We start from the raw sequence: 18,683 nt of genomic DNA on the forward strand, positions 1-18,683 counted from the left end.
GCAGTTACACCACATATCAAGGAGAGGAGCTTAACACTTGAATAAGATTGCATTTGTATTTCCCGGGCAGGGAGCCCAATCCGTCGGAATGGCGAAGGATGTTTATGATGCCATTCCGGCTTCAAAAGCGATTGTGGACAGTGCGGACCAGGAGCTCGGATGGAGCCTCAGCTCACTCATGTTTAACGGTCCGGAGGAACAGCTGAAGCAAACCGCGAACACACAGCCGGCACTTCTTACAGCAAGCATTGCTTATCTGGAGGGACTGCGCGAGCATGGCATTGTGCCTCATTATGTGGCTGGGCACAGCTTGGGCGAATACAGTGCCCTCGTTGCGGCCGGGGTTATGACCCTGCAGGATGCCGTCAAGGTGGTAAGAGCCCGGGGAGAATATATGGAAGCGGCTGTACCTGGGGGACAGGGAGCTATGGCTGCCGTGCTGGGTGCAGAGCGAGAAGGTCTCTCCTCTCTGTGCAGCAGCATTACGGCGGAAGGCTTTTCTGTAGAGCTGGCCAACGTGAACTGCCCGGGACAGATCGTCATCTCCGGTACTGCCGAGGGCGTAGCCGCTGCATCTGCCCGAATCAAGGAAGCTGGAGCCAAGCGCGCCATCCCGCTGGAGGTCAGCGGACCGTTTCACTCCTCTATGATGAAGGAGGCGTCAGAGCGTCTGGCTGGCAAGCTGGCAGACATCACGCTAGCGGAGCCGGAAATCCCTGTCGTGGCCAATGTTACAGCACGGCCGGCGGACAGCGCCTCTCAAATCCGCAGTCTGCTGGTTGAGCAGGTATACTCTCCTGTGCTCTGGCATGACAGCGTGGAGTGGATGATCTCGCAGGGTGTGGATACATTTATCGAGATCGGTCCGGGCAATGTGCTGAGCGGTCTGATTAAGAAGATTGACAAGAATGTCAAGCTGATAAATATTAACAGCTTGGCTAGCCTGCAGGAGCTTGAAGCGAAGGTTTAGGGATGTCGGTTGGCTTGTAGCTTTAGACAGGCTCTAGTGGCTCTGTATTTGAGAAAAGGAGGTGTTAGGATGGAACGAATGTTAGAAGGGCAAACGTCACTGGTCACCGGCGGTTCCCGTGGAATCGGCCGCAGTATTGCACTTGCGCTTGCCGAACAGGGCGTGAATGTAGCGGTAAACTATTCCGGTAACCAGGCTGCAGCGGAGCAGGTCGCCGAGGAAATTCGCGCCAAAGGCGTGGAGGCGCTCGTGCTGAAGGGCAATGTCGGCGTCAGCGGCGAAGCGGAAGAGCTTGTGAAGCAGGTGCTGTCTGCCTGGGGGAGGATAGATATCCTCGTCAACAATGCAGGCATCACGAGAGACAACCTCATCATGCGTATGAAGGAAGAGGAGTTTGATCAGGTCATTGAAACGAACCTGAAGGGGGTATTCAATTGTCTGAAGGCTGTCACTCGTCCTATGATGAAACAGCGCTCCGGAAGAATTATCAACATCTCCTCTATAGTAGGTGCCTTAGGAAATCCGGGGCAGTCGAACTATGTTGCAGCCAAGGCCGGTGTGATCGGTCTGACCAAGTCTGCGGCTAGGGAATTGGCATCCCGCGGTATTACGGTCAATGCGGTAGCCCCCGGCTTTATCGATACCGATATGACGCGGGAGCTGCCGGAGGAGATGCGCCAGAAGCTGTTGAACGATATTCCGCTGGCTCGCTTGGGACAGCCGGAAGAGATCGCTTCGATCGTAGTGTTCCTGGCTTCTGCCGGTGCTTCCTACATGACGGGACAGACCCTTCATGTGGACGGCGGAATGTATATGTAACGACCCTGTCAGCTATGATGAATAGCGGGGGCTTGGACAGCCCATGAATTCACAGGGCTTCTATGGTAATTTGAAGTCATATCTCGTATAATGTCCAAAGAGGAGGTGAGCCGGATGTCCGATGTATTAGAACGCGTGAAACGCATCGTTGTCGACCGCCTGGGTGCTGACGAAGCCGACGTTACACTAGAAGCATCTTTCAAAGATGACCTTGGAGCTGATTCTCTCGACGTAGTAGAATTGGTTATGGAATTGGAAGATGAGTTTGATATGGAGATCTCTGATGAAGATGCGGAGAAAATTACAACCGTAGGTGAAGTTGTGAAGTACATACAATCTCATACCTAAGGAATCAATTGGGTCCCGTTCTTTTGGATGAAAGGCGGGACTTCTCCTCATTCTCAGACTTTTTAAAACTCCACTCATGCTTGATGCATGCAGCACATGAAAGATTATTACTGCAGCCCTTCCGATTGCGGAAGTGCAGTCTATATAGAGGTGATCTGTTTTGAAACAGAGAGTAGTAATTACAGGTATGGGCGTTATGACCTCATTGGGTCAGGACCTGGATACCTTCTGGAACAGCCTGATGGAAGGGAAATCCGGTATTTCGGTGGTAGAGGCTTTTGATGTCAGCGACTATCCAACGCAGATTGCGGCGTCGGTGAAGGATTTCAACCCTGAGGATTATATGGACCGGAAGGAAGCGCGGAAGATGGACCGGTTCGTGCAGTTTGCGGTAGCTGCCGGCTCCAAGGCGCTGGAGGACAGCGGCATTGTGATCGGCGAGAATGCAGAAGCGGAGCGCGTAGGCGTATCGATCGGCTCCGGCATTGGCGGCCTGGGCACCTGGGAGGATCAGCATAATGTCCTGCTGGAGAAGGGTCCGAAGCGGGTTAGCCCGTTCTTTATCCCGATGATGATCGCTAATATGGCGTCCGGCCAGATGTCAATCAACCTGGGTGCCAAGGGGCCGAATACGACGCAGGTTACGGCCTGCGCTACAGGCACGCACTCTATCGGGGACTCTATGCGTATGATCCAGCGGGGAGACGCAGATGTCATGGTGTGCGGCGGTGCTGAAGCGACGATCCGTCCTACCGGCATGGCAGGCTTCTGCTCCATGAGAGCGATGTCGACACGCAATGAGGAGCCGGAGAAAGCCAGCCGACCGTTTGATACGGGCCGTGACGGCTTTGTTATGGGCGAAGGAGCCGGTGTGCTGATTCTGGAATCGCTGGAGCATGCGGAGAAGCGCGGCGCCAAGATTTATGCAGAAGTGATTGGCTATGGCTTGAGCGCTGATGCTCACCATATCACGGAGCCGAATCCGGAAGGTGCGGCACGCTGTATGAACATGGCGATCCGTGACGCAGGCATTGCGCCAGAGCAGGTGGATTACATCAATGCACATGGAACGTCTACGCCGGTCGGTGACCGCTCGGAAACGCTGGCGGTTAAGAAGGCGTTTGGTGATCATGCGTACAAGCTGGCGGTCAGCTCTACAAAGTCCATGACCGGGCATCTGCTGGGCGCAGCCGGCGGTGTGGAAGCGGTCATTTGTGCACTGAGCCTGACTCATCAGACCATTGCGCCGACGATCAATCTGGAGGATCAGGATCCGGAATGTGATCTGGATTATGTTCCAAACCATCCAAGACCAAGCGACCTGGACGTAGTCATGTCCAACTCCTTTGGATTCGGGGGCCATAACGCCACTATTATTCTTAAAAAATTCAGTAAGTAAGGGGACAGTGCGTTGAGTGGAGATCTGAAGCAGTTACAGCATAAACTCCAGATCCGGTTTCGTAACGGCACGCTGCTGAAGCAAGCCTTTACCCACGCCTCGTATGTCAATGAACACCGGTTCACCCAGAATCAGGACAATGAACGGCTTGAATTTCTGGGTGATGCCGTGCTTGAGCTCACGGTCAGTGAATTTTTGTACAATCAGTATCCGGATCGGCCGGAGGGCGAATTAACCAAGCTGAGGGCAGCTATTGTATGTGAGCCTTCGCTGGTCAAATTTGCCGAGAAGCTGGATTTCGGCCGGTACGTACTGCTGGGCAAAGGCGAGGAAATGACGGGCGGCAGAACCCGCCCGGCTCTGCTCGCGGATGTGTTTGAATCCTTTGTGGGAGCGCTCTATCTGGATCAGGGCCTGGAAGCCGTCAGTGTTTTTTTGAATGATCATGTATTTCCTTCCATAACGCTAAACGGACGCCCGCAGATGAGCGATTACAAGACCGAGCTGCAGGAATTGACACAGCATCACGGCATGGGAACACTGGAATACCGGATTGTAGAGGAGCGGGGACCTGCGCATGAGCGGGAGTTTGTCTCTGAGGTACACATGGGAAGCGAATGTCTTGGACGAGGCAGCGGACGCTCCAAGAAGGAAGCAGAGCAGCAGGCTGCAGCGGTCGCGTTAAAGCGCATCCGAGCCACTGAGGCCTAGCAGCGGTCCTTGCGGACAAACAAAGAGCAAAGAGCAGTCGCGCGAATCATCGGTAAGAGAGAGGCGACGACTGTTTTTTGCTCTTTTTCGTTGTCTGGGAACAAGCAAAGACAGGGGATCGCAGGTGAAGAAAGAGCGGGGTATGGTACAATAACGTTTGAGGTGATAGGGAAGATATGTTCTTGAAAAGAATCGAGTTAGCGGGCTTTAAATCGTTTGCCGATAAGACGGAGATGGATTTTGTCCGGGGCATTACCGCGGTCGTTGGACCGAACGGCAGCGGTAAAAGCAATATATCCGACGGGATTCGCTGGGTTCTCGGAGAACAGAGTGCGAAATCGCTTCGGGGCGGAAAGATGGAGGACATCATTTTTGCCGGAAGTGATGCTCGTAAAGCGGTCAATTATGGGGAGGTATCTTTAACCCTGGATAATGCTGACCATGTGCTTCCGCTCGACTTCAGCGAGGTGACAGTGACCCGGCGGGTCCACCGCAGCGGCGATAGTGAATATCTGATTAATCGCCAGCCCTGCCGGCTGAAGGATATTACCGAGCTGTTTATGGATACGGGAATTGGCAAGGAAGCGTATTCCATCATTGGCCAGGGCCGGATTGAGGAGATTTTAAGCACCCGCTCGGAGGATCGCAGAGGGATTTTTGAAGAAGCCTCGGGCATTGTCAAATATAAATCACGCAAGAAGGAATCGGTGCGCAAGCTGGATGAAACCGAGCAGAACCTGCTTCGAATTCATGACCTCGTGACCGAGCTGGAGGATCAGATTGGTCCGCTGAAGGAACAGTCCGCGAAGGCTATGCGATACAAAGAGCTGAAGGAACAGCTCAAATATAAAGAGATTTCTCTGTATGTGTACCAGATCGAACAGATTCATACCGCCTGGAGCGAGGCAGGAGAGAAGCTGGAGCTGCTGAAGCAGGAGCAGCTGTCTCTGTCAACGGTTGTCTCGGCCCATGATGCGAAGCTGGAGAGCGACCGTCTGGCCTTAAAGCAGCTGGAGGAGGAGGTAGAAGGCATTCAATCCCAGCTACTTCAGTTCAGTCAATCCTATGAGAAGAGCGAAGGCTATGCAGAGGTGCTGAAGGAACGGCGCCGGAATCTCGAGCGTACTAAGGAGCAGCTCACTAGCAGTGTGGATCAAGGAGACTCCCGCCTCAGTGAGCGTCAGGCCGAGCTGGTGTTCATGGAGGAGAAGCTGAAGTCGCTGCACCAGGAGCTTTCCCAGCTTCGGGACAGCCTCTCTGCCGAGGAAGCCAAGCTCGTGGGGGTTAACGGAGGTATCAGTCAGCAGCAGGAGGAAAGCCTGAAGGGCAGCCTGCTGGAGCTGATGAACCAAATGGCACAGGCTCGCAATGAAATCCGGTACGCAGATCAGCGAATGGAAGCGCTGGAGAAGCGAATGAGCCGGGCGCAAGAGGAATCCGGAAAATGGGATGAGCAGAAGGAACAGCTGCTTCAGCGCAAAGAAGACATTGAGCGCAGCATCGAGCGCTGTGCGAAGGAGATTGCGGAGCTTCGGGGCGGCTACATATCGGAGAGCGAGAGATACCACTCGCTGCAGAAGCTGCTGGACGAAAGTCAGCAGGCGCTCCGTAAATGGGAGCAGAAGCGGGAGGCCCAAATCGCAAGACGCGATACCATGCAGGAGATGCAGGATGACTTTGACGGGTTTATGCTCGGCGTCAAGGAGGTTCTCAAGGCCGCGCGCAAGTCGGCACTATTGGGTGTTCATGGGGCAGTTGCGGAGCTGATCACAGTACCGGAGAAGCTGGAGCTTGCCATGGAAACAGCACTGGGAGCTTCCGTACAGCATATCGTCATGGAAAATGAAGCCGTGTCGCGCCAGGCGATCCAGTTTCTAAAGCAGCGTCAGCTGGGGCGGGCCACCTTCCTTCCTTTGGACGTCATCCGTCCAAGGCAGGTATCCTCTCAGGACCGGTCGCTGGCTGAAGGTGAGCAGGGCTTCGTAGGCTTTGGCTCAGAGCTTGTAAAGTTTGACCCCGCATATAGCAGCATTGTTGGCAGCCTGCTGGGCAATGTGGTCATTGCTGAAACGCTGGAGCAGGCGAACAAGATTGCCGCCAGGTTTCATTACAGATACCGGGTGGTTACCCTGGAGGGAGATGTGGTCAACGCCGGGGGCTCCATGACCGGGGGCAGTCACCACAAGAAAAGCAATAATTTGCTGGGTCGTAAACGCCAGCTGGATAGTCTGGACCAGGAAATCCAGGAGTCAGAGGCTCAGCTGTCCAAGCTTCGCCAAGGCATTGACAAGGTGCGGCGGCAGATGACTGAGGCTCAGGAGAAACTCGACCAGCTGCGTCGTGACGGAGATGAGCGGCGTCTGGAAGAGCAGCAGGCTGCAAGTGACCGAAAGCAGCTGGAGCATGAGCTGCGCCATGTTCTGGAGCAGGCCGAGCTCGCGGGCCAGGAGAAGAGCGGCCAGGAGCAGGAAGCGAAGGAGATCGGAGACGGCCGGGAGCGGGCGGTCAAGCTGCTGGCTGAGCTGGAGGAGAAAGAAAAACAGACGCACCAGGCGATCCAGGCAGCGGCGTTCGCCCGCAAAGCGAATGAATCCGCCAAGGAGGAGCTGCAGGGCAGTCTGACTTCTATGAAGGTTCGCGAGGGCAAGCTCGACCAGGAAATCTTCTCACTGGAGGAGAGCTTCAAGCGTCTGAAGTCCGATGTCAGCAATCATGGCCGGGAGCATCGTCAAAACCGGGAAATGCTAACCTCTGTAACCGCTGAGCTGGAGCAAAATGCGCTGGAAAGTGTGAAGCAAACCGAGAATCTGAACCACTACCGCTTGAAGAAGGAAGAAGCGGCAGGGCAGCTGGAGTTCAAGCGGGCTTCAAGGGCGCAGCTGAGCCAGAAGCTGGAGCTGGCTGAGAATGAGACCCGGGAGCAGCGCAATCAGCTGAAGTTTGTAGAGGACCAGCTGAGACAGACGGAAATCGGTGTAAACCGGCTGGATGTGGAGCTGGAGAACATTTTGAAAAAGCTGAGTGATGATTATGAGCTCAGCTATGAGCTGGCGAAGCAGCGTTATGCGGTGCCGGAGGATGTTCCCGCTGTTCAGCTGGAGGTACGGGAGCTGAAGCGGGACATTTCCTCGCTGGGCGAAGTCAATCTCGGTGCGATCGAGGAATACCAGCGGGTGAATGAACGTTATCAGTTCCTGCATGAACAGAAGGAGGATCTCATTGAGGCCAAGACTACGCTCTACCAGGTCATCAAGGAAATGGATGATGAGATGTCCCGGCGCTTCAAAACGACATTCGATGCGATCCGCAAGGAATTCGTCACGGTCTTCGCGAAGCTGTTCGGCGGCGGGCGAGCTGATCTCATTCTGATGGACCCGGAGCGGATGCTGGAAACCGGCATCGACATTGTGGCCCAGCCACCCGGCAAGAAGCTGCAGAACCTTCAGCTGCTCTCCGGCGGTGAGCGGGCTTTGACAGCCATGGCGCTTCTGTTCTCGATCCTGCAGGTCAAGCCGGTACCATTTTGCGTACTGGATGAGGTGGAAGCAGCGCTGGATGAGGCGAATGTGGTCCGCTTTGCACGTTATCTCCGTGAATTCTCGGAGCAAACTCAATTTATCGTAGTTACGCACCGCAAGGGAACGATGGAGGAGGCGGACGTGCTGTACGGTGTCACGATGGAGGAGGGCGGCGTTTCGAAGCTCGTCTCCGTCAAGCTGGAAAATGAAGAAGCAGTAATTGCTTGACCTGGACAAACAAAAGATCAAATTTTAGGTTGAAGGAGCTGGAACCGTCTGTCTTTGATGTGTTCAGGGCGGTCAGCGGCTTTCACGTAACTTACAGACACGGAGGGAAACCATGAGTTTTTTCAAAAAACTGAAAGAAAGCATCTCCAGCAAAACGGAAAACGTCACGAAGCAGTTCCGCGACGGCCTGGAGAAAACCCGTAAAGGACTGGTCGAGAAGGTATCTGACCTCGTCATTCGCCGCAAAAAAATAGATGAGGAATTTTACGAGGAGCTGGAAGAAATCCTCATTGGTGCTGACGTTGGCGTCTCTACAGTCATGGATCTGATGGATGAACTGCGGGCCGAGGTGAAGAAACGCCGCATTGAGGACGCTGCTGATCTGCAGCCGGTGCTGTCCGAGAAATTAATGGGGCTGCTGCGCGGCGACGACAATAACGAGCTGCGGATGAATCCGGATGGAATTACGGTCATCCTGTTCGTCGGCGTCAACGGTGTCGGCAAGACGACAACCATCGGCAAGCTGGCCCACCGCTTCAAGCAGGAGGGCAAGAGGGTCGTACTCGCCGCAGGGGATACCTTCCGCGCAGGTGCCATTGAGCAGCTGGAGGTGTGGGGCCAGCGTGTCGGCGTTGAGGTGATCAAGCAGCAGGCGGGGTCTGATCCCGCGGCGGTCATGTATGATGCCGTGCAGGCTGCCAAGCAGCGCAAAGCGGACGTGCTGCTCTGCGACACTGCCGGCCGGCTGCAGAACAAGAGCAATCTGATGGATGAGCTGAACAAAATCTTCCGGGTCATTCAGCGTGAAATTCCGAGTGCTCCTCATGAAGTGCTGATGGTGCTGGACGCTACTACGGGCCAGAACGCGCTGAGTCAGGCGAAGCTGTTCGGAGAGAAGAGCGGTGTGACCGGACTCGTGCTGACGAAGCTGGACGGTACAGCGAAGGGCGGTATTGTCGTCGCAATCCGCCAGGAGCTGAACCTGCCGGTGAAGCTGGTTGGTCTCGGTGAGAAGGCCGATGATCTTCAGACCTTTGACTCGGAGCAATTCGTACATGCCCTGTTTGCAGGCTTGATCAAGGAAGAAGCACAGGATGAGCCGATCTAGCGTATTCCTGCAAAAAGCTGCAGTCATCAGAGGATCGTCCGCCGGGCAGCTTGCTGGAAAGTGACCGGGGAACCCCTTATAATGAAACCATCGAGCTTTGATGAAAGGACTGTAGATATGGCGAATACGCATACTTATCCCCGCCGTGAAGAAATTGCGAACGCGATTACTCACGGGATCGGGGCCGCGCTCAGTGTAGCTGCCCTGGTGCTGCTGATTGTGTTTTCCAGCCTGAAGGGAAATGCCTGGCATGTCGTCAGCTTCACGATTTACGGCACTACGATGCTGCTGCTGTACATGAATTCAACGCTGGTGCACAGCTTCAAGGAAGGAAAGGCGAAGGATATCTTCGAGTTTCTGGATCATTCCTCCATCTATTTGTTTATTGCCGGAACCTACACGCCCTTCCTGCTGGTTGCCATCCGTGGACCGCTGGGCTGGAGCCTGTTCGGCATTATTTGGGGAATTGCGCTGTTCGGCTGCATTTTCAAAGCCTTCTTCGTCAAAAAGTTTCTGTTCATGTCCACTGTATTTTACGTCGCAATGGGCTGGCTTATTGTTATAGCCTGGGCTCCGCTGAATGCGGTTGTGGCGCAGCAGGGCATGAACCTGCTCGTGGGCGGCGGCGTGCTGTATACGCTGGGGACAATCTTTTATGTATGGAGAGGCTTTCCGTTTCACCACGCGATCTGGCATTTGTTTGTCCTGGCCGGGAGCGTGCTGCATTTCTTTGCCGTACTGCTTTATCTGCTGCCGATTTCCTAATGCTGACGCCTGAAAAAAAACCAAGAAGATGACAAGTAACTTTGCTTGACATCCTTCTTGGTTTTTTGTATGATAAGGTTCGTCAAGTGAACTGTAAAGTATTTACCCTTGACGAGGGGGTGCTTTTACATGAGTCAGCCGACTCGGCTCGAGAAGACGAACCGGATTAATCTGCTCTTTGATTTCTATGAGCCACTGCTCACAGAGAAGCAGCAGATGTTTCTGAAGCATTACTTTCATGAAGACTTTTCCCTTGGCGAAATCGCCGCTGAATTTCAGATCAGCCGACAGGCTGTGTATGAGCATATCAAGCGTGCGGAGCAGGCGCTGGAGGTTTATGAAGACAAGCTGGGACTGCTGAGCAAGCATGAGTCCCGGACCAGAGCCATGGATCAGTTAAAGCGAACCTTAGAACAGAGTTCCCTCAATGACAGCGACAAGCAGGCTGCCAGAGAATGGATGAACGAATTGATGATATAATAGCAGCGTATCCCATCAAGAAAGGATGGAGGTGGAATTATGGCATTTGAAGGCTTGAGCAGCCGGCTGCAGAATGTGTTCAGCAAGCTGCGCGGCAAAGGTAAGGTTTCGGAGGAGGACGTGACCGAGGCTATGCGCGAGGTGCGCCTGGCTCTCCTGGAGGCAGACGTAAATTTCAAGGTCGTCAAGGAGTTTGTGGCGAAGGTGAAGGAGAAGGCTGTCGGCAAAGAGGTGATGGACAGCTTCACCCCGGGCATGGTTATTATCGACATCGTGAACAAGGAGCTCACGGAGCTGATGGGCGGAACTCAGTCCAAGCTCGCGAAGAGCAGCAAGCCGCCGACCGTCATTATGATGGCTGGTTTGCAGGGCGCGGGGAAGACGACGACAACCGGGAAGCTGGCCAAGCTCCTTCAGAAGCAGAACAGCCGGCCGCTGCTGGTAGCAGCAGATATTTATCGTCCGGCCGCCATCAAACAGCTCCAGGTTCTGGGGGAGCAGATTAAAGCGCCGGTGTTCTCGCTCGGAGACCAGACCAGTCCGGTAGAGATTGCCAGACAGGGTCTGCAGCACGCCAAGGATAACCATCATGATTATGTCATTATCGATACTGCAGGCCGACTGCATATTGACGAAGATCTGATGGAAGAGCTGAAGCAGATTCACAGTGAAGTGAAGCCGGATGAGGTGCTTCTCGTTGTGGATGCCATGACAGGTCAGGACGCGGTTAACGTGGCCGAGAGCTTTAACGCTCAGCTGACCTTGACCGGTGTCGTTCTGACGAAGCTGGACGGCGATACCCGCGGCGGCGCGGCGTTGTCTGTCAAGGCTGTGACCGGATGTCCGATCAAATTCGCCGCATTGGGCGAGAAGATCGATGCCTTGGAACCGTTCCATCCGGAGCGGATGGCTTCGCGGATTCTGGGTATGGGCGATATGCTGTCTCTCATTGAGAAGGCACAGTCGAACATTGATACCGAGAAGGCCAAAGAAATGGAACGTAAGATGCGCAATGCGGAATTTACCTTCGAGGATTTCCTGGAGCAGATGGATCAGGTGAAGAAGCTCGGTCCACTGGATCAGCTGATGGACATGATTCCGGGCATGGGCAAGATGAAGCAGACTAAGGATTTGAAGGTGGATGAGAAGCAGATGGGCCGCATTGAGGCGATCGTGCATTCCATGACCACAGAAGAAAAGCAGCAGCCGGACATTATTAACCACAACCGCCGCAAGCGGATCGCGGCCGGCAGCGGCACTTCGCTGGCGGAGGTCAACCGCTTGATCAAGCAGTTCGATGAAATGCGCCGTGTGATGAAGCAGTTCTCGGATATGATGGGCCCTAAGGGTGGCAAGAACAAGGCGATGAAGCAATTGAAGAGCTTGACAGGTGGTAAAGGCATGAAGTTCCCGTTCCGTTGATTCTGGCGTGACAGGAGGATATTTTTTGAAGGAGGTGAATGTTCAAAATGGCAGTACGTATTCGTCTGAAACGTATGGGTGCTCACAAGGCCCCTTTCTACCGCGTGGTGGTATCGGATTCCCGTTCCCCGCGTGACGGCCGCTTTATCGAGGAAATCGGCTACTACAATCCGGTTGCTCAACCGGCTGAAGTAAAGATTGATGAGGAAAAAGCGCTGAAATGGCTTCAAAACGGTGCGCAAGCATCGGATACCGTTCGCAACCTGCTCAGCAAAGCAGGCGTAATGAAAGCATTCCATGAATCCAAGAACCAGAAATAAGTTGGATCGTGAGGGTTATCTATGGAAGAATTAGTTCGCGTTATTGCTAAGGCTTTGGTGGATCATCCGGAAGATGTAGCCGTCACGGCGGTGGACAAAGGCAATCTGGTCGTTTATGAGCTGAGTGTGCATCCTGACGATGTCGGGAAGGTCATCGGCAAGCAAGGCCGGATCGCAAAGTCCCTCCGAACGGTGGTTGCATCGGCAGCCGTGAAAATAGACAAGCGGGTTACCGTGGACATTATCTCTTGATTGCCGGTCACAGTCAGGCTTCTAAGAATATCATCTCGGCAGTCAAGTGGTTTTTGCGGTCTAAGCGTTCTTTCTACAAAAGATACATGGGCATTTTCTTAAAAATATACGAAAGGGGGTTAGGATGCATGTCCTAGCCCCTTTTCGTACATGCTGAAGAAATCATAATAATATCAGAATGAATATTTTTACCAGGCAGGAGGATTATGATGGCACCAAAGTTGTTTACTGTAGGCAAAATTGTAAATACCCACGGCATCAAGGGTGAGCTGAAGGTGGTTTCTCACAGTGATTTTGCAGAGCAGCGGTTTGCCAAGAACAGCCAGCTATATATCGTATCTCCCCGGGGCGGTGCTCCGCTACCGGTCACCGTGGATACCTCACGGGTGCATAAGAATATGTACATGGTGAAATTTAAGGAAATTGATGGGATTAATGAAGCGGAGAAATACAAAGAGAGCCTGCTGAAAATTGACGAAGCCCTGCAGGAAGAGCTGCCGGACAACGAATATTATTTCCACGAGATTATTGGCTGCAAGGTCATTACAGATGAAGATCCCCCTCAGGAGCTGGGCGTGATTACGGAAATTCTTACCCCGGGGGCCAATGATGTGTGGGTGGTGAAGACCCCGAACGGGAAGGAGCTGCTGCTTCCATCTATTCCTGACGTCGTGCTGGAGGTAGACAAGACCAGCAAGCAGGTACGGGTGCACCTGATGGAAGGGCTGTTATAGGATGAAGGTTGATGTACTGACATTGTTCCCGGAGATGTTTACCGGTGTATTCGGGACAAGCATCCTGGGAAAAGCGGCTGAAAAGGGAATCGTATCTCTCCAGGCTATCAATTTCCGCGACTATGCCGGCAACAAGCACGGCCAGGTGGATGACACGCCTTACGGCGGCGGCGGGGGGATGGTGCTGAAGCCGGACGCGATTTTCGCAGCGGTAGAGGCTTTGCAGCAGTCTTCTTCCCCGGCGCGGATTATTCTGCTCTGTCCTCAAGGGCAGCCCTTTACCCAGTCTAAGGCAGAGGAGCTGTCCAAGGAGGATCATTTGGTGTTTATATGCGGACACTATGAAGGCTATGATGAGCGCATTCGTAAGCATCTGGTGACTGACGAGCTGTCCATTGGGGATTACGTGCTTACCGGGGGAGAACTGCCGGCGATGGTGATGATTGATTCGGTCGTTCGTCTGCTTCCCGGCGTGCTGGGTAATGAATCCTCGGCGATCACAGACTCCTTTAGTACAGGGCTGCTGGAGTATCCGCATTATACGCGTCCCGCAGAGTTCCGGGGCTGGAAGGTGCCGGATGTGCTGCTTAGCGGCCATCACGCTCATATTGAGACCTGGCGCCGGGAGCAGGCACTGAGACGTACGTGGGAGCGTCGTCCGGAGCTGCTGGAGAAGCTGGAGCTGTCCCCGCAGGATTTGAAGTTTCTGGCTGCCTTGAAGGCGGAAGAGCAGAATCAGCAGAATGAATAGTAAAGGGCCGGCTTCCGGGCTGCTGCAGAAGTATCATCGTTATAGCAAAATATGATTCAGCTTCCTAGTATGGTGCAAGTAATCAGCAGGTGGGTAATATACTTATGCAGATGCTTCACCACACTAGGAGGAAAATAAGATGAACGAGAATCAATCCATGAACGAAGCCTATACATCCGCGAAGCCGAAGGAAGACACGTCTTTTCAGTCGGTAGATGATATTTTAGCCTATTACGGCGATCTTCACGGAAGAGACTATAGCGTGCCTGATAAAAGCTCCCGCTAGGGATCATTCGCTATCAACGCGTCAGAGTCCGTATTGAAGATGGACGGATATTACAAATGAACAGTGCCGTAAGAGATGCTCTCGTCTCTTTGGCACTTTTTATATGTTTTAATACATTAATAGTTGATTTCGCAATATAGATGTGGTAAAATTCTTTTGTTGTGAATACGGTGGTCCGCTGCAAATGATGATGGAAGACAAACGGTTTTCCGGAAGAGGCAAGAACGCCTGTGTGAGAGGAGGGAGTCCTAGATGAATATCGTTCAAGCGATTACTCAAGAGCAACTTCGCAGTGATATTCCGAGCTTTCGTCCTGGCGACACTTTAAAAGTGCACGTTAAGGTTATCGAGGGATCTCGGGAGCGTATCCAGCTGTTCGAAGGTGTTGTGATTAAGCGTCGCGGTGGCGGAATCAGTGAGACTTTTACAGTACGTAAAGTGTCTTACGGTGTAGGTGTGGAAAGAACTTTCCCCATCAACTCGCCTAAAATCGAGAAAATCGAAGTGGCTCGCCGTGGTAAAGTGCGTCGTGCGAAGCTTTATTATCTTCGTGAACTGCGCGGTAAAGCAGCGAGAATTAAAGAAATTCGTCGTTAATCATCAGACGATCAGAAAAGGGCTTGTTATACAAGCCCTTTTTGTATATTTCAGATACATAGGTGTCCGTGAAACATCATGGCAGGAGGACGGTGAATTATGCAGGAATCCAATCAGGATGCTGTCAGCTCCCATAAAGCTGGCAAGCCGAAGGCCAAGAATGAGCTGCTGGAATGGATCAAGGCCCTTCTCATTGCGTTGATTCTGGTGGTTCTCATTCGCTGGTTGCTTTTTAAACCATTTGTGGTGCAGGGGCCGTCCATGGAGCCCACCTTTGTCTCCAATCAAAAGCTGATAGTCAACGAGATTTTGTACGATATACGCAAGCCGGAGCGTGGTGAGGTCATCGTCTTTCATGTTCCATCCGAGGGCAGAGACTTTATCAAGCGAGTAATTGCGGTGGCCGGAGATACGGTGAAGGTGGAAGGCGACCAAGTGCTTGTAAACGGAAAGTCTGTGGAGGAAAGCTACATCCAGGAAGCGGTCGATGCAGCAAATGCTGAAGGACGGCTGTACAATCCAGTGACGAATTTTCCGAATGAATATGTTTCTGAAGATACAGTGCCGGAAGGGCACGTTTTTGTTCTTGGCGATAACCGCTCGAACAGCACGGACAGCCGTATGATCGGCTTTGTACCGCTGGGGGATATCATCGGACGAGCTGACGTTATTTTCTGGCCGCTGAAAGACATCGGATTTATTAGCCAATAGAGGGGTATAGTACTCCTAAAGCAGCAGGATTGTGAGGTGGTCACAGCATGGCGATTCAATGGTTTCCGGGACATATGACCAAGGCACGGCGCCAAATCGAGGAGAAGCTCAAGCTGATTGATTGTGTTATTGAATTGATCGACGCTAGATTGCCCTTATCCAGTCGAAACCCGATGATCGATGATATTTTACAAGGAAAGCCGCGGCTGATTCTAATGAATAAAGCCGATCTGGCGGATCCGGAAGTGACCCGGCAGTGGATTCAGTATTTCAAGCAAGCCGGAACTCCGGCATTCCCGATTGATGCAGCTACCGGAACCGGGGTCAAGGACATCCCGGGTCAGGTGAAGCTTCTCTTGAAAGAGAAGATTGACCGGCAGATTGCCAAGGGTATGAATCCCCGGGCCATGCGGGTGCTTATTGTAGGCATTCCGAACGTAGGCAAGTCTACACTGATTAATCGTCTTGCAGGGCGCAGTATCGCCTTGACGGGTGACCGTCCAGGTGTGACAAAAGGACAGCAATGGATCAAGGTGACTGGCGGAGAAATGGAGCTGCTGGATACCCCGGGTATTCTGTGGCCGAAGTTTGAGGATCAGAACGTCGGATATCGGCTGGCCGTGACCGGAGCGATTAAGGAAGAAATATTAAATGTGGAAGATATCGCGTTTTTTGCGGTGAAATACTTCTCCAGATATTACTGGGAACCGATGAGTGAACGTTTTGAACTGAAGCGTCGTCCGGAGGATTTCGAGGATGGCGATCAAATCGTGACCGTAATGGAAGATATCGGGCGCAAACGGGGCTGCATTGTCAGCGGCGGCCGAGTGGATCTGGAGAAAGCCTCCAGCCTCTTTTTGAGAGAGCTGCGGGCAGGCAAGATGGGACGCTTCTCGATGGAAGCCCCTTATTAATAAAATGCTGAGATATGGCCGCTGCCTTGCTTCGCGAGGTGGCGGCTGTTTTGTTGTGCACCCTTATGCTCTCGTCTCATTGTCAGAAGGTAGTAGAACCTTTCCGTTAAAATAGATGCCAACCTGTGTTAAGCTAGTAAGTAGCCCGCATGAATGCGCTAGATTAGAAAAGCTTGGGAGAGTAGGCGTTCAAGAATGAAAAAAAGAGCGGAAAACAACAAAGGTGAAGCAGTTGATCTGCTGGCCTATGAAAAAGAATACGGAGATCGTTATGTACATATAGCAGGTATTGATGAGGTAGGGCGCGGCTGCTTGTTCGGAGACGTCGTTGCGGCGGCGGTGATTCTTCCGCAAGGACTTCTCATGGAAGGGATCAACGATTCGAAGAAGCTGACTGCAAAAAAAAGAGAGGTGCTTTACGAGCAAATTATGGAGGGGGCTCTGGCAGTTGGTGTGGGACGCGTGGATGCGGCGAGGATTGATGAGATCAATATCAAGCAGGCGGCAAGAGAAGCGATGAAGCTGGCTCTGGATGCACTGCAGGTGCAGCCTCAGTTTCTGCTCGTAGATGCAGAGCGTGTTGACAGCCTCATCCCGCAGCTGGCGATCGTCAAAGGCGACGCCCGCAGTCAGTCCATAGCGGCAGCTTCCATTGTAGCGAAGGTAATCCGGGACCGGCTCTGTGAGCAGGAATGGGAGCAGGCTTATCCGGAATATGGCATTGCCGTTCACAAAGGCTATGCCACGAAGCAGCACCGGGAGCAAATCTTGCTGCACGGACCGACGGCAATGCATCGGCGAAGCTTTTTGAAAAACATAGAAGCGGAGCAGCTGGCCTTATTCTAAAGACGGCAGTAGCCCTTTCCAAAAGGGAGGCAGCTGCCGATATATAGGTAAACGAAATGTTTGGAGGTTTGGGGCGTGAACATTGGATCTTTAATTCGCGGACTGCTCGGAGAGCAAAAGCCGGGAGATGCCAAAGCCTTGGAGATGAAACCCGGCCAGGTTGTCAGAGGCTTGATTGTTCATGTTTCAGAGGATAGCCAGGAAGCGGTTGTGCAAATTCAAGGGGTGCATGTCAAAGCCCGTCTGGAGGCTAATTTGCGTCCGGGTGAATCAGCGATGCTGCAGGTACAGCAGCCAGGCGCAGACGGCGCCATCGTGCTGAAGCCGTTTACAGGTCAGGGAGCAGCCCAGACCACAGCCTCCATAGCAGATTTGCTGCGGCAGGCGGGGCTGCCGGATACGCCAGAGGTGCGTGAAATTCTGCGCAGCATTCAGCATGCAGGAGTAACCTTGAATAAGGAGAATGTTACGATACTGAAGGAAGCCTTGGCGCTCAAGCCGGTGCAGCTTCCCGCCGCAGAATGGGCTGAGTCGGCTGCGATCGCTCTACAGCGCGGCTTACCCGTAACCCGGGAAAGTGTAACAAGCCTGCATCAGGCTGTGTTCGGTCCGCCGCTGCACCAGCTGCTTCAGGACGTGGAGCAGCAGCTGAGGACGGCTGTAAATCAGCTTCAGCAGCAGGCAGGGGCGGCTGGTGGCAGTGCGACGACAGGAGCGGTGGCTGGCGGTAGTGCGCTGACGGGACAGGTGGCTGGCGGTAGTGCGACGGCGGGAGCGGTGGCTGGCGGGAATGCGCCAGCGGGAGCGGTGACTGGTGGGAATGCGGCAGCGGCCCTGCTGGCAAAGCTGCAGGGCCTGCTTCAGGAGCTGCGCAGCGAGCATGCGCAGCAGGGACCTACGGCCGGCGGCACTGCCGCGCCGGGCCCAGCGCCCTCCACCCACACGGCAGAGCCGTGGGTGGGGCGGCTCTTGAAGCTGCTCGGTGCAGAGCACGAGCAGCAAGTGCTGCGCGGCGGCAGCGCGCCCGCGCAAGCGGCGCCAAGCGCCGCCGGTGGCGCCACTCCAAGCGCCGCAGCGAGCGCCGCGCCAAGCGCCGCAGGAGGCGCTGCGCCCAGTGCCGCTGCGGGCGCCGCGCCAAGCGCCGCAGGAGGCGCCGCGCCAAGCGCCGCAGGTGGCGCCGCGCCAAGCGCCGCAGGTGGCGCCGCGCCAAGCGCCGCAGGTGGCGCCGCGCCAAGCGCCGCAGGAGGCGCCGCGCCAAGCGCCGCAGGTGGCGCCGCGCCAAGCGCCGCAGGAGGCGCCGCGCCAAGCGCCGCAGGAGGCGCCGCGCCAAGCGCCGCAGGTGGCGCCGCGCCAAGCGCCGCAGGTGGCGCCGCGCCAAGCGCCGCAGGAGGCGCCGCGCCAAGCGCCGCAGGAGGCGCCGCGCCAAGCGCCGCAGGTGGCGCCGCGCCAAGCGCCGCAGGAGGCGCCGCGCCAAGCGCCGCAGGAGGCGCCGCGCCAAGCGCCG

General features: G+C 54.2%; 19 protein-coding genes and 1 pseudogene. All 20 read left to right on the top strand.

What is annotated here, in order from left to right:
• Positions 1 to 37: 37 nt before the first annotated feature.
• Complete coding sequence (fabD, locus tag ACH6EH_RS06360; RefSeq protein WP_397331597.1) at positions 38 to 970, top strand: ACP S-malonyltransferase; 933 nt, start codon at positions 38 to 40, stop codon at positions 968 to 970.
• Positions 971 to 1,039: 69 nt separating this feature from the next.
• Entirely contained in the window at positions 1,040 to 1,789 is a 750-nt protein-coding gene (fabG, locus tag ACH6EH_RS06365) for a 3-oxoacyl-[acyl-carrier-protein] reductase (protein WP_397331599.1), read from the top strand.
• A 114-nt stretch (positions 1,790 to 1,903) separates the two neighbouring features.
• A complete protein-coding gene (gene acpP, locus ACH6EH_RS06370; RefSeq protein WP_046677908.1) occupies positions 1,904 to 2,137 on the top strand; it encodes an acyl carrier protein in 234 nt (77 codons plus the stop codon).
• Positions 2,138 to 2,297: 160 nt separating this feature from the next.
• A complete protein-coding gene (gene fabF, locus ACH6EH_RS06375) occupies positions 2,298 to 3,536 on the top strand; it encodes a beta-ketoacyl-ACP synthase II (RefSeq protein WP_138226159.1) in 1,239 nt (412 codons plus the stop codon).
• A gap of 12 nt (positions 3,537 to 3,548) precedes the next feature.
• Positions 3,549 to 4,247 (top strand): ribonuclease III, encoded by a 699-nt coding sequence (gene rnc / locus ACH6EH_RS06380; RefSeq protein ID WP_138226158.1) that lies wholly within the window; start codon positions 3,549 to 3,551, stop codon positions 4,245 to 4,247.
• A gap of 176 nt (positions 4,248 to 4,423) precedes the next feature.
• A complete protein-coding gene (smc, locus tag ACH6EH_RS06385) occupies positions 4,424 to 7,993 on the top strand; it encodes a chromosome segregation protein SMC (protein ID WP_397331600.1) in 3,570 nt (1,189 codons plus the stop codon).
• A 112-nt stretch (positions 7,994 to 8,105) separates the two neighbouring features.
• On the top strand, positions 8,106 to 9,101 hold the full coding sequence (ftsY, locus tag ACH6EH_RS06390) for a signal recognition particle-docking protein FtsY (protein ID WP_397331601.1): 996 nt from the start codon (positions 8,106 to 8,108) through the stop codon (positions 9,099 to 9,101).
• Positions 9,102 to 9,218: 117 nt separating this feature from the next.
• Positions 9,219 to 9,866: a PAQR family membrane homeostasis protein TrhA gene (gene trhA / locus ACH6EH_RS06395; RefSeq protein WP_138227789.1), complete on the top strand. Its 648-nt coding sequence runs from the start codon at positions 9,219 to 9,221 to the stop codon at positions 9,864 to 9,866.
• A gap of 129 nt (positions 9,867 to 9,995) precedes the next feature.
• On the top strand, positions 9,996 to 10,346 hold the full coding sequence (ylxM, locus tag ACH6EH_RS06400; protein ID WP_138226155.1) for a YlxM family DNA-binding protein: 351 nt from the start codon (positions 9,996 to 9,998) through the stop codon (positions 10,344 to 10,346).
• 39 nt (positions 10,347 to 10,385) lie between these two features.
• Complete coding sequence (gene ffh / locus ACH6EH_RS06405; RefSeq protein ID WP_397331603.1) at positions 10,386 to 11,768, top strand: signal recognition particle protein; 1,383 nt, start codon at positions 10,386 to 10,388, stop codon at positions 11,766 to 11,768.
• A gap of 47 nt (positions 11,769 to 11,815) precedes the next feature.
• Entirely contained in the window at positions 11,816 to 12,088 is a 273-nt protein-coding gene (rpsP, locus tag ACH6EH_RS06410; protein WP_138226153.1) for a 30S ribosomal protein S16, read from the top strand.
• Positions 12,089 to 12,109: 21 nt separating this feature from the next.
• Positions 12,110 to 12,340 carry a KH domain-containing protein gene (locus tag ACH6EH_RS06415; RefSeq protein WP_138226152.1) on the top strand — a complete coding sequence of 77 codons (231 nt, stop codon included), beginning with the start codon at positions 12,110 to 12,112 and terminating at the stop codon, positions 12,338 to 12,340.
• 209 nt (positions 12,341 to 12,549) lie between these two features.
• Positions 12,550 to 13,074, top strand: coding sequence for a ribosome maturation factor RimM (rimM, locus tag ACH6EH_RS06420; RefSeq protein ID WP_138227788.1), 525 nt, complete (start codon positions 12,550 to 12,552; stop codon positions 13,072 to 13,074).
• Position 13,075: 1 nt separating this feature from the next.
• Entirely contained in the window at positions 13,076 to 13,825 is a 750-nt protein-coding gene (gene trmD, locus ACH6EH_RS06425) for a tRNA (guanosine(37)-N1)-methyltransferase TrmD (RefSeq protein ID WP_397331604.1), read from the top strand.
• 139 nt (positions 13,826 to 13,964) lie between these two features.
• Positions 13,965 to 14,111, top strand: a complete 147-nt coding sequence (locus ACH6EH_RS06430) for a hypothetical protein (RefSeq protein ID WP_175415286.1) — start codon at positions 13,965 to 13,967, stop codon at positions 14,109 to 14,111.
• 252 nt (positions 14,112 to 14,363) lie between these two features.
• Complete coding sequence (gene rplS, locus ACH6EH_RS06435) at positions 14,364 to 14,708, top strand: 50S ribosomal protein L19 (protein WP_138226150.1); 345 nt, start codon at positions 14,364 to 14,366, stop codon at positions 14,706 to 14,708.
• 99 nt (positions 14,709 to 14,807) lie between these two features.
• The gene (gene lepB / locus ACH6EH_RS06440) at positions 14,808 to 15,419 is read left to right on the top strand and encodes a signal peptidase I (RefSeq protein WP_397331605.1); all 612 of its coding nucleotides are present in this window, start codon (positions 14,808 to 14,810) and stop codon (positions 15,417 to 15,419) included.
• Between the two features lie 47 nt (positions 15,420 to 15,466).
• Entirely contained in the window at positions 15,467 to 16,333 is an 867-nt protein-coding gene (ylqF, locus tag ACH6EH_RS06445; protein ID WP_397331606.1) for a ribosome biogenesis GTPase YlqF, read from the top strand.
• A gap of 195 nt (positions 16,334 to 16,528) precedes the next feature.
• Positions 16,529 to 17,179, top strand: a complete 651-nt coding sequence (locus ACH6EH_RS06450; protein ID WP_397331607.1) for a ribonuclease HII — start codon at positions 16,529 to 16,531, stop codon at positions 17,177 to 17,179.
• Positions 17,180 to 17,254: 75 nt separating this feature from the next.
• Positions 17,255 to 18,683: pseudogene (locus ACH6EH_RS06455) on the top strand (hypothetical protein); the annotation flags it as partial.

Origin of the sequence: Paenibacillus sp. JSM ZJ436 (assembly GCF_044383795.1) — a bacterium.
GTDB classification, from domain to species: domain Bacteria; phylum Bacillota; class Bacilli; order Paenibacillales; family Paenibacillaceae; genus Paenibacillus_AQ; species Paenibacillus_AQ algicola.

Coding starts and splice junctions, on each gene's coding strand:
- fabG (WP_397331599.1), top strand. CDS start 1,040: ATGGAACGAATGTTAGAAGGGCAAACGTCACTGGTCACCGGCGGTTCC.
- acpP (WP_046677908.1), top strand. CDS start 1,904: ATGTCCGATGTATTAGAACGCGTGAAACGCATCGTTGTCGACCGCCTG.
- smc (WP_397331600.1), top strand. CDS start 4,424: ATGTTCTTGAAAAGAATCGAGTTAGCGGGCTTTAAATCGTTTGCCGAT.
- ftsY (WP_397331601.1), top strand. CDS start 8,106: ATGAGTTTTTTCAAAAAACTGAAAGAAAGCATCTCCAGCAAAACGGAA.
- trhA (WP_138227789.1), top strand. CDS start 9,219: ATGGCGAATACGCATACTTATCCCCGCCGTGAAGAAATTGCGAACGCG.
- ylxM (WP_138226155.1), top strand. CDS start 9,996: ATGAGTCAGCCGACTCGGCTCGAGAAGACGAACCGGATTAATCTGCTC.
- ffh (WP_397331603.1), top strand. CDS start 10,386: ATGGCATTTGAAGGCTTGAGCAGCCGGCTGCAGAATGTGTTCAGCAAG.
- rpsP (WP_138226153.1), top strand. CDS start 11,816: ATGGCAGTACGTATTCGTCTGAAACGTATGGGTGCTCACAAGGCCCCT.
- ACH6EH_RS06415 (WP_138226152.1), top strand. CDS start 12,110: ATGGAAGAATTAGTTCGCGTTATTGCTAAGGCTTTGGTGGATCATCCG.
- rimM (WP_138227788.1), top strand. CDS start 12,550: ATGGCACCAAAGTTGTTTACTGTAGGCAAAATTGTAAATACCCACGGC.
- trmD (WP_397331604.1), top strand. CDS start 13,076: ATGAAGGTTGATGTACTGACATTGTTCCCGGAGATGTTTACCGGTGTA.
- ACH6EH_RS06430 (WP_175415286.1), top strand. CDS start 13,965: ATGAACGAGAATCAATCCATGAACGAAGCCTATACATCCGCGAAGCCG.
- rplS (WP_138226150.1), top strand. CDS start 14,364: ATGAATATCGTTCAAGCGATTACTCAAGAGCAACTTCGCAGTGATATT.
- lepB (WP_397331605.1), top strand. CDS start 14,808: ATGCAGGAATCCAATCAGGATGCTGTCAGCTCCCATAAAGCTGGCAAG.
- ylqF (WP_397331606.1), top strand. CDS start 15,467: ATGGCGATTCAATGGTTTCCGGGACATATGACCAAGGCACGGCGCCAA.
- ACH6EH_RS06450 (WP_397331607.1), top strand. CDS start 16,529: ATGAAAAAAAGAGCGGAAAACAACAAAGGTGAAGCAGTTGATCTGCTG.